The sequence below is a fragment of the Sphingomonas sp. genome, assembly GCF_042095875.1.
Lineage (GTDB): Bacteria > Pseudomonadota > Alphaproteobacteria > Sphingomonadales > Sphingomonadaceae > Sphingomonas.
The window spans coordinates 1-8,861 of the sequence record NZ_JBELMJ010000068.1 but is presented as its reverse complement, the minus strand read 5'-3'; the positions used below and the strand labels follow the sequence as shown (position 1 = coordinate 8,861).

The window sequence follows — 8,861 nt, the reverse complement described above, 5'->3', positions numbered from 1 at the left end:
CCCGAACCGGACGAACCAGCATGAAACTTCAAGGCAAGACCATCGCCATCCTCATCGCGCCGCGCGGCACCGAGGAGCCCGAATTCACAAAGCCCAAGGCGGCGGTGGAGGAAGCTGGCGGGCAGGTCGTCGTGATCAGCCTGGAGGCGGGCGAGGCGGAGACGTGCAACAACGACCTCGATCCCGGTGCCAAGTTCAAGGTCGACAAGGCCATCGGCGACGTGTCGGCGTCGGAGTTCGACGGGCTCGTCATTCCGGGCGGCTGCGTCGGCGCGGACAAATTGCGCGGATCGGACAAGGTCGTCGCGTTCGTGCGCGATTTCTTCGCCGCGAAGAAGCCCGTCGCCGCGATCTGCCACGCGCCGTGGACGCTGATCGAGGCCGATCAGGTGCGCGGCCGCACGCTCACCTCCTACCCGACGCTCCAGACCGACATCGAGAATGCGGGCGGCAGCTGGGTCGACCAGGAGGTCGTCGTCGACCAAGGCCTCGTCACCAGCCGCAACCCCGACGACCTGCCCGCCTTCTGCGCCAAGCTGGTGGAGGAATTCTGCGAGGGCAAGCACGCGGCGCAAGGAAAGAACGCGTAGGTGGCGCGCTTCTCCGACAAGGTCGTCGTCATCACCGGTGCCGCATCCGGCATCGGTGAGGGCGCCGCGCGCCGCTTCGCCGCGGAAGGCGCGACGCTGGTGCTGGGCGACATCGACAAGGACGGGCTGGACCGCGTCGAAGGCGAGCTGGGCGGCACGGTCGAGGTCCGCGAGACCGACGTGTCCGACCGCGCGGCGTGCGAGGCGCTGGTCAAGGCCGCGATCGACCGGTTCGGGCGGATGGACGTGCTGGTCAACGACGCCGGCGTCGACCATCTGGGGAAGGTCGACGAGGGAGATTATGCCGACTTCACCAAGGTGATCGAGACCGACCTGTACGGCGTCGTCCACATGAGCCGCGCGGCGATCGCGCATCTGCGGCAGTCGAAGGGCTGTATCGTCAACGTCTCGTCGGTGTCGGGACTGGGCGGCGACTGGAACCACAGCTTCTACTGCGCGGCGAAGGGTGCGGTCAGCAACTTCACCCGCGCGCTGGCGATGGACGAGGCGCGCCACGGCGTGCGCGTCAACGCGGTCAACCCGTCGCTCACCTACACGCCGCTGACCGCGGGGATGAAGGAACAGCCCGAGCTGATCGCCAAGTTCGAGGAGCGCATCCCGCTCGGCCGCGGTGCCGAGCCCGCCGACATCGCCGGCGCGATCGCGTTTCTGGCGAGCGAGGACGCGCATTACGTCACCGGCGTCAACCTGCCGGTCGACGGCGGGCTGACCGCGTCGAACGGCCAACCGCCGCTGTCGTGAGACTTGGGGGGTGATGGAGGGGGCGGGCGGCGTGCCTGCCCTCTTCGTTTTCAGCAGCGAAATCGCTGCAATAACTATAGGGGTGCTTAGTCGGGCTACCTTGATCGGTGGCGTGGCCGGACCAGCAGGGGTGGTCCGCGTCCGGGAGCGCCGACCTACATAGCCGACACTATGCCAAGCCGCCCTTCTTGAAAGCGGCGATTCAAGCCAATGCAGGCAGCCAGATCCACCTACTGATCGCCCTCCTGCGGGCCGGACAGGACCGATCCCAGCGCATCGAGCCGTCTGTCCCACGCTGATCGCCGGGCGCCCAACCACTGCTCGACGATCTTCAAGCCATCATGATCGAGCTGGCAGGACCGAACACGGCCCAGCTTGCTGCTGGCCACCAGCCCTGCCTCCTCGAGAACACGGATGTGCTGGCCGACAGCTGTCAGCGTGATCCCGCACAGGTCGGCCAACGCCGACATGGCCTGCGGACGCTCGCCCAGCCGTTCGATCATGCGACGCCGCGTCGGATCGCCCAGTGCGTGGAGCAGCCGGTCGATCGGCTCGGCGTCCACCTTCCGGCGTGGCCGCGCCACGTCAACCCGCCATCGCGCGGCCGAGCCGATCCAGCAGGTCGTTCCAACCCTGCTCACGCATAGCGGGACCGTCGGAACCTTCGAGGAATACACCTTGGAACGTGCAGGTCAGGCCCGTTCCGCCATCTATTTCGGCAATCTCGATCGTCTCCAAGGCCACCGAGATCGGCCTGCCCGCTATCGCCATGCGAGACGATATGATGATGCGCTGTCCATCCACGATGTCATGGAAAACGCCTTCGTTGGTCAGCTCCACACCGGGAAAGGGCGTGTCCGGTCCGAACAAATAGGTGAGCTGCTCGGTACCACCGACACGAAAATCGCTGTCGAAGGCCTTGACCTCATGCGTGTCACTCTCCGCATACCAGCTCTTCTTGATTGCGGGATCGGCGCAGGCGGCGAACACCTTGGCGGGCGCAACCGGATAGCGCCGCTTGATGGTGAAGTTTCCATGTACGGCGGCAGGGTTGGTCATGTCCATCTCCTTACTGCGGTAATGGCTTCACTATATTGGCAGTTTCAAACGGTCAAGTATAAAGCTCAGCGTTTGTTCGCGACCGATACGGCTTTCCCGATCCGGAACGTGTAGCGGGACTGCTGGCAACTCGTCCCGATTACTCGGATGGCGGTGATTGATTATCTGAATCACCGCGATTTTCCGCTTTCGTTCCGCGGCGGCCCGACTCATAGAATCGTCATGCCGATCGCGCGCGAACATCGCTGGTTGTACCCGATCGACTGGCGCGAACTGTCGGCGTTCATCCGCTTCACGCGCGCGCGGGGGCGGTGCGAGCATTGCCGGCGGCCGCACGGGCGCGCGGTGGTGCACCTGGGCGAGGGCTCGTGGTGGGACGAGGAGGCGACGCGCTGGCGCGACGGACGCGGGCGCGCGCTGCGTGGGCTCGCCGCCCCCGACGAGATGGCCGCGCACGCGCCGGGGCTCGCCGGGATCGGCGCGCCGCCCGCGCTCAGCGTCACGCGCGTGGTGCTGGCGAGCGCGCACCTGAACCACGATCCGGGCGACAACCGCCCGCGCAACTTGGCGGCGCTGTGCCAGCGCTGCCACATGCGCCACGACGCGCGCGAGCACCGCCGGCGCCGCTGGCTGAACGCGTTCCGGCGCCGCGCGGTGGGTGATCTGTTCGCCTAGGCGCCCTCAGACGGTCGGCGTGGCAGCGCGTCGCGCCGCACCGGGCACGCTTCGCCGATCAACCCGGGGTCGTCGCGCTCATCATCCTCGCCCCCACACTATCTGAAAAGAAACGGGCGGCACATCGCTGCGCCGCCCGTTCTCTCAACCATTGCCGGGGACGGTGCCCCGGCCCTTGTACGATCAGAAGTGGAAACCGACCGTGCCGCGCAGGCTGTGCCAGCGGAAGCTGTCGTCCGAGCGACGGATCGTGGTGCCCGCGGTGTTGGGGGCGAGCACGAACGGGTTGGTCGCCGGGGCGTTGCCGCGCGTCACTGCGACGCGGTAATCGCCGTCCTTGTAATCGTGGTAGGTGTATTCCGCGCCGACCGAGATGTTGCGCGTGATGAACTTCTCGACGCCACCACCGACGATATAGCCCCACTTCTTGTCGTTGCCGTTGTCGGCGAAGGCGTTGGCGCCGTTGCTGGTGGTGAAGCGGTGCTCGACGTTGGCGTAGCCCGCACCGCCCGTCGCGTAGAACATGCCGGCGTTGGCGCCTTCGCCGAACGCGACACCCGCGCGCGCGCGCACCGACGCTTCCCATTTCACCGAACGCTCCATCGTGTAGAAGGCGGGCGTGGTGCTGAAGCCGGTGACGTAATCCTTGATCTCGGTCTTGCCGAACTCACCCAGCGCGCCGAACACGAAGTTCCCACGCTGGATGTCGAAGCCGACCCGGCCGTAATAGGACGCGCGATCGCGATCGTTCGCGCAGCCCGCACCCGGCGTGGAGGCCAGCGCGCGGCCGTTGCAGAAACCCGGCGAGAAGGCGTCGGCGCCCGCCGCGGTGGAGACCTGATCGGCGAACGTGCCGTCGCCGTTGCGGTCGAACTGAAGCCGCGAGCCGACGTCGTTGCCCTGGATGTCGTAGCCGCCCGAGGCAGCGACGTAGAGGCCGCTGAACGGTTGCGCGTCCTCGCCGACCATGCCGTCCTGCGCGAATGCGTTCGGCGCGAGGCCGAGGGTCAGCATTGCTACGGCAGTGGTGGATAGAAGCTTGATCATTATTTCTCCCTTTCGCGGACGACTAACGCACCGGAACCACACCAGCATGAAGAAGTTGCGTCAGGTTAATGCTACAGTTTGTTGCCGTGCTATTATTGCAACACCAAGGCGTCTGATAATCCAGCGTCCGCGGGCCGGCCCCGCGTTGGAGGGGCCGGCCTCGCGTGAGGGCCTCAGCCAGCTATCGTGAACACCGACCCCGCATCGACGCGCACGCCCGCGCCGGTGATGAAGCTCGCGCGCTCGGAGCACAGGAAGGCGGCGACCGAGGCGACTTCCTCCGGGCGGCCGCGGCGGCCCAGCACCATGCCGGGGCGCTCTTCCTTCAGGAAGCTGTCGATCGCCTCGTCGAAGCTCACGCCCTTCTCGTCGGCGCGCTTTTCCATCATCTTGTCGGTCATCGGCGTCGCGATGAACGCGGGCGACACGGTGTTGACCAAGACGTTGTCGGCGCCGTACGCCTTGGACAACCCTTTGGCGAGGCTCAGGATTCCGGCCTTGGACGCGCAATAGGCGAGTTCGTCGACGTAGGGCTGCACCGCGTCCTCGGACGAGAACAGCACGATCCGGCCCCAGCCCTTCTTGCGCATCGCGGGGATCGCCTCGCGGCACATGCGCACCGCGCCGAACAGGTTGATGTCGATCGTTTCCTGCCAGCCGGCATCGTCGACCTCGAGGAAGTCGCCGGTCGCGCCCGTCACGCCCGCCGCGTTGACGTAGATGTCGGGATCGCCCATCCGATCGCGCACTTGCCGCCAGAGGTTCTTCACCTCGTCGGGCTTCTGCACGTCGGCGGCGACCGCGATCACCTCGCCAAGCGCGGACAGTTCCTCCACCGCCTCGTTGATCGTGTTGTCGGCCTTGTCGGTGATCGCGACGCGGCAACCCGCCTCGAGCAGCAGCCGCGCGGTTTCCTTGCCCATGCCGCTGTCGGCGCCGCTGACCAGTGCGACGCGGCCCTTGATACCCAGATCCATCAACGCTCTCCTTGGTAGTCGGTGTGGGGATGTTCGACGTGCTCCGCGATCAGCGCGGCGAGCGCCGCTGGCTGCTCGTAGGGGATGAGGTGCGCGACATCCGCCACCACCGCCACGGGGGGTCGCGCGTAGTGCGGCGCGTTCAGCCGGCGCTGCGCGTCCGCGCCCAGGTCGCCGTCCTCGGCCCCCGCGACGATCAGCGCAGGGAGATCGATCACCCCTGCCCGCCCGCCCCAGTCCTCGCGCGCGCCCTCGGCCAGCCAGCCGCGCCACGCAGCCGGCGCGCTGCGGCGGACGTCGGCGACCACCTGCTGCGCGAGCGGTGACGGCAGGGGGTTCGCGGTGTTGGCGGAGAGATATTCCTCGGCCTGCGGGCTGCTCGCAGGACCATCGGCGAACCAGTCGAGCATCTCGGCGCGGCGTTCCTCGTCAATCGGCTCGGGCGACGGGGGCGAGGCGGCGACGAGCACGACGCCGGCGAGCCGCGCCAGCCGCGCGTCGCCGTCGCGCGCGCGCGCCGCGGCGAGCGTCGCGATCTTGCCGCCCATGCTGTGGCCGACGACCCACCAGTCCGCGCAACCGTGCCGCGCGACCTCGTCCGCGAACCAGTCGAGCGTCTCCGCGACGCTGCGGTGCCCCATCGCGGCGTGATCGCCGAAGCCGGGCAGGTCGAGCGCGACGCAATCGTGGCCGGGCAGGGCCGCGACCACCCGGTCCCACGACCGCGCACTCGCGCCCAGCGCGTGGAGAAGGAACAATCGCGTCATGCACGTCCTGACAGCGGTGCGATACCGAAGGGTTGATGCACGTTAATTGCTGAACCGCGCGCGCGTTCCCTTTGGTCCGCTACGGCGCTTCCCGCGCGCGATGGCGCGGATCGCGGACGAAAAATCGCGCGAAACGCGGGAACCATCGTCACCCATGTTAGTTTTTCGGCCCAAGGGCCGGCATTCTGGGCTCTGCCACGGCACTTGCCCCAAGGACGTTGATGCCCAGCGAGACGAGTGAAACGCCCCCCGGCGGTCCGCCCCCGCACTTGGCCGGCATGGCGAACCACGACATGGGGGACGATCACAACACCATCTTCTTCGCGGCGGTGAAGACCACGCGGATGCCGATGATCGTCACCGATCCGAACAAGCCCGACAATCCGATCGTCTTCGCTAACCCCGCGTTCATCAACATGACCGGCTACGACTGGGCCGAGCTGGTCGGGCGCAACTGCCGCCTATTGCAGGGCCCCGACACCGATCGCGACACGGTGGCGGAGGTGCGCCGCGCGATCGAGCAGCGGCGCGAGACCTCGGTCGAGATCCTGAACTACAAGAAGAACGGCGCCGCGTTCTGGAACGCGCTGTTCATCTCGCCGGTGTTCGACGTCGACGGGCGGCTGATCTACTTCTTCGCGTCGCAGCTCGACGTGACGCGCCGGCGCGACGCGGAGGAAGGGCTCAGGCAGGCGCAGAAGATGGAAGCGGTCGGGCAGCTGACCGGCGGGGTCGCGCACGACTTCAACAACCTGCTGACCGTGATCCAGGGGTTCGGCGACATCGTGCTCAACAACCTGGAGAAGCCGGGCGAATTCGACCGCGCCAAGGCGGCGCGCTCGGTCCGCGCGGTGCTCCAGGCGGCGGAGCGCGGTGCCACGCTGACGCAGCAATTGCTCGCCTTCTCGCGCAAGCAGAAGCTGCAGGGGCGCGTGGTCAATTTGGTCGAGCTGCTCGACCAGCTGCAGCCGCTGATCGAGCGCACCGCGGGCGGCGCGATCCGCATCGCGACCAGCCACGCCGAGCGGACGTGCAACGCGCGGATCGACCCGACGCAGGCGGAACTCGCGATCATCAACGTGCTGATTAACGCGCGCGACGCGATGCCCGACGGCGGCACGATCGCGATCAACGTCGCCAACCGCACGATCGAGGCGGGCGACAAGGGTTTCGGCGAGCTGGAGCCGGGCCGCTACGTGATGCTGACGATCACCGACGAGGGCAGCGGCATGTCGCCCGAGATTCTGGCGCGCGTGACCGAGCCGTTCTTCACCACCAAGGACCAGGGCAAGGGCACGGGCCTGGGCCTGTCGATGGTCTACGGTTTCATGAAGCAGTCGGGCGGCTCGCTGCGCATCTACTCGGAGGAAGGGCACGGCACCACCGTGCGCATGCTGTTCCCGTGCGAGACGGCCAAGGCCGAGCCGCAGGGCGCGCAGCCCACGCGCTCGATGGCGGACAAGCACGGCCACGAGACGGTGCTGGTGGTCGAGGACCAGGTCGACGTCGGCGACTACGCCGAGGCGGTGCTGACCGAGTTCGGCTACTCCGTGCTGCGCGCGGACAATGCCGATGCCGCGCTCGAGCTGCTGAACGGCACGGGTGAGCGGATCGACCTGCTGTTCAGCGACCTGATCATGCCCGGCGGCATGAACGGCGTGATGCTAGCGCGCGAGGTGAAGCGGCGCCGTCCGCGGATCAACGTGCTGTTGACCACCGGCTACGCCGAATCCTCGATCGAGCGCGTCGACGCGCGCGGGGCGGAATTCGAGCTGATCCAGAAACCGTACAAGCGCACCGAACTCGCCACCAAGGTGCGCCGCGTGATCGACGGGCCGACGGGGGTCGGCACGCACGGGGGATAAGGAAGGGAACGCCGATGGAAAGCTATTACCGCGAACAGGCCGCGACCTGCGCGCGCGAGGCGGATGCCGCGACGCTCAACCACGTGCGCGAACGCTGCCGCAGGTCGGAGAACGCCTGGCTCCAGATGGCCGAACGCGCCGCGCGCACCGCGAAGTTCAAGGCCGCGAACGGCGGCTGACGCGGGGGCGGCTCCCGCCCCCCCGCCTACCACTTGACGCCTGCCGCCCGCCACGCGCGCCGCGCTGCACGATCGGCTCCGATCCGATCCGAACCCGACATCAGTGCTGGACGCTGCCCGCGCGGTTCGGCTTACATCGCGGCGCGCGGTCAACGGCCCGCGCGCGGGGAGGAACAATGGCGTTCGATTATTTCAGCGGTGCCGGACACGCGTGGCGCCGTTTCGCGCAGATCAGGCTGGAGGATCTGCTCGACCAGCGCGGCCGGGAGCGCACGCGCGCCTATATCGCCAAGCGGATCGCGCGCAGCAGCTGGGGCAGTTTCGAGCGCCGGCGCTGGAAATATATCGAGCGTTTGTTCGGGCAGGACCGGCATCAGCCGCGCACCATCGGCATCGCAGTCGACCACGATCGCTGAACCGCGCGCGTGCCGGGGGCTCGGGCGCGGGCCGGTTCTCGGCGAGCGCGGCACGCCACGCTGCCCGGCCAGGTGGCGCGTTGCCATCCGCCGCGCCCGCGGCTTATGTTCGCACCCGTGATCGCCCCTCTCATGATCGCCCCACCATGATCGCCGGGGCCGATCCGCACAGGTCCGGTAACCCGACATGGCGCCAGTGACGTTCGACACCCTGTTCCTCGCCGCCCTCGGATCGCTCGCGCTGGCGGTGCTCGCCGTCGCCGCGCTCACCGGCACGCAGGCCCGCCGGCGGCGTGCCGGCGCCGAGCGCTACATGCGCCGTCGCCACGCCGAGACGCGCCGGTACCGCATCATCCGCGCGCTGGTGTTCGGCGACCGACGCCGCAAGCGGCTGACCTTCCGGCCACCGGAGGAACAGGCGCGCTGACGATCACCCCCGCACCGGCGCATCGGACATGTGCGTCACGCAAGCGCCCGGATTTCCGCCATTCTCTGCGCGATGTGAAAATCGTGAGTTTCGCATC

The 8,861-nt window shown here is 68.0% G+C and carries 12 protein-coding genes; 7 read left to right on the top strand and 5 right to left on the bottom strand.

What is annotated here, in order from left to right:
- The first annotated feature begins 20 nt into the window (after nt 1–20).
- Nucleotides 21–590, top strand: coding sequence for a type 1 glutamine amidotransferase domain-containing protein (locus ACFDS6_RS15865; RefSeq protein WP_375273076.1), 570 nt, complete (start codon nt 21–23; stop codon nt 588–590).
- Nucleotides 591–1,352 (top strand): SDR family NAD(P)-dependent oxidoreductase, encoded by a 762-nt coding sequence (locus ACFDS6_RS15860; protein WP_375273075.1) that lies wholly within the window; start codon nt 591–593, stop codon nt 1,350–1,352.
- A gap of 230 nt (nt 1,353–1,582) precedes the next feature.
- On the opposite strand, the gene ACFDS6_RS15855 is transcribed toward ACFDS6_RS15860, so the two are convergent.
- Together ACFDS6_RS15855 and ACFDS6_RS15850 are read right to left on the bottom strand one after the other, a co-directional pair.
- On the bottom strand, nt 1,583–1,936 hold the full coding sequence (locus tag ACFDS6_RS15855) for an ArsR/SmtB family transcription factor (protein ID WP_375273074.1): 354 nt from the start codon (nt 1,934–1,936) through the stop codon (nt 1,583–1,585).
- A gap of 1 nt (nt 1,937) precedes the next feature.
- Nucleotides 1,938–2,411: an SRPBCC domain-containing protein gene (locus tag ACFDS6_RS15850; RefSeq protein WP_375273073.1), complete on the bottom strand. Its 474-nt coding sequence runs from the start codon at nt 2,409–2,411 to the stop codon at nt 1,938–1,940.
- A 222-nt stretch (nt 2,412–2,633) separates the two neighbouring features.
- On the opposite strand from ACFDS6_RS15850, the gene ACFDS6_RS15845 reads away from it, so the two are divergent.
- Nucleotides 2,634–3,086 (top strand): hypothetical protein, encoded by a 453-nt coding sequence (locus ACFDS6_RS15845; RefSeq protein ID WP_375273072.1) that lies wholly within the window; start codon nt 2,634–2,636, stop codon nt 3,084–3,086.
- A gap of 183 nt (nt 3,087–3,269) precedes the next feature.
- Here the strand turns inward: ACFDS6_RS15845 and ACFDS6_RS15840 are convergent, their stop codons facing one another.
- The 3 genes from ACFDS6_RS15840 to ACFDS6_RS15830 all read right to left on the bottom strand — a co-directional run bounded on the left by ACFDS6_RS15840 (nt 3,270) and on the right by ACFDS6_RS15830 (nt 5,877).
- Nucleotides 3,270–4,133 (bottom strand): outer membrane protein, encoded by an 864-nt coding sequence (locus ACFDS6_RS15840; RefSeq protein WP_375273071.1) that lies wholly within the window; start codon nt 4,131–4,133, stop codon nt 3,270–3,272.
- A 173-nt stretch (nt 4,134–4,306) separates the two neighbouring features.
- The gene (locus ACFDS6_RS15835) at nt 4,307–5,110 is read right to left on the bottom strand and encodes an SDR family NAD(P)-dependent oxidoreductase (RefSeq protein WP_375273070.1); all 804 of its coding nucleotides are present in this window, start codon (nt 5,108–5,110) and stop codon (nt 4,307–4,309) included.
- Nucleotides 5,110–5,877: an alpha/beta fold hydrolase gene (locus ACFDS6_RS15830; protein ID WP_375273069.1), complete on the bottom strand. Its 768-nt coding sequence runs from the start codon at nt 5,875–5,877 to the stop codon at nt 5,110–5,112. Before ACFDS6_RS15830 ends, ACFDS6_RS15835 begins: the two co-directional genes overlap by 1 nt.
- A 221-nt stretch (nt 5,878–6,098) precedes the next feature.
- Between ACFDS6_RS15830 and ACFDS6_RS15825 the strand changes: the two genes are divergently transcribed.
- From ACFDS6_RS15825 to ACFDS6_RS15810, 4 genes are all read left to right on the top strand, one after another.
- Entirely contained in the window at nt 6,099–7,742 is a 1,644-nt protein-coding gene (locus tag ACFDS6_RS15825) for a histidine kinase famiy protein (RefSeq protein WP_375273068.1), read from the top strand.
- A gap of 14 nt (nt 7,743–7,756) precedes the next feature.
- On the top strand, nt 7,757–7,921 hold the full coding sequence (locus ACFDS6_RS15820; protein ID WP_375273067.1) for a hypothetical protein: 165 nt from the start codon (nt 7,757–7,759) through the stop codon (nt 7,919–7,921).
- A gap of 176 nt (nt 7,922–8,097) precedes the next feature.
- Nucleotides 8,098–8,337 (top strand): hypothetical protein, encoded by a 240-nt coding sequence (locus ACFDS6_RS15815; protein ID WP_375273066.1) that lies wholly within the window; start codon nt 8,098–8,100, stop codon nt 8,335–8,337.
- Nucleotides 8,338–8,533: 196 nt separating this feature from the next.
- Entirely contained in the window at nt 8,534–8,764 is a 231-nt protein-coding gene (locus tag ACFDS6_RS15810) for a hypothetical protein (RefSeq protein WP_375273065.1), read from the top strand.
- Nucleotides 8,765–8,861 lie beyond the last annotated feature (97 nt).

Bases quoted from the DNA above. Each gene is read 5' to 3' on its own strand.
- ACFDS6_RS15865 (WP_375273076.1), top strand. From the start codon at position 21: ATGAAACTTCAAGGCAAGACCATCGCCATCCTCATCGCGCCGCGCGGC.
- ACFDS6_RS15840 (WP_375273071.1), bottom strand. From the start codon at position 4,133: ATGATCAAGCTTCTATCCACCACTGCCGTAGCAATGCTGACCCTCGGC.
- ACFDS6_RS15850 (WP_375273073.1), bottom strand. From the start codon at position 2,411: ATGACCAACCCTGCCGCCGTACATGGAAACTTCACCATCAAGCGGCGC.
- ACFDS6_RS15830 (WP_375273069.1), bottom strand. From the start codon at position 5,877: ATGACGCGATTGTTCCTTCTCCACGCGCTGGGCGCGAGTGCGCGGTCG.
- ACFDS6_RS15820 (WP_375273067.1), top strand. From the start codon at position 7,757: ATGGAAAGCTATTACCGCGAACAGGCCGCGACCTGCGCGCGCGAGGCG.
- ACFDS6_RS15825 (WP_375273068.1), top strand. From the start codon at position 6,099: ATGCCCAGCGAGACGAGTGAAACGCCCCCCGGCGGTCCGCCCCCGCAC.
- ACFDS6_RS15815 (WP_375273066.1), top strand. From the start codon at position 8,098: ATGGCGTTCGATTATTTCAGCGGTGCCGGACACGCGTGGCGCCGTTTC.
- ACFDS6_RS15835 (WP_375273070.1), bottom strand. From the start codon at position 5,110: ATGGATCTGGGTATCAAGGGCCGCGTCGCACTGGTCAGCGGCGCCGAC.
- ACFDS6_RS15845 (WP_375273072.1), top strand. From the start codon at position 2,634: ATGCCGATCGCGCGCGAACATCGCTGGTTGTACCCGATCGACTGGCGC.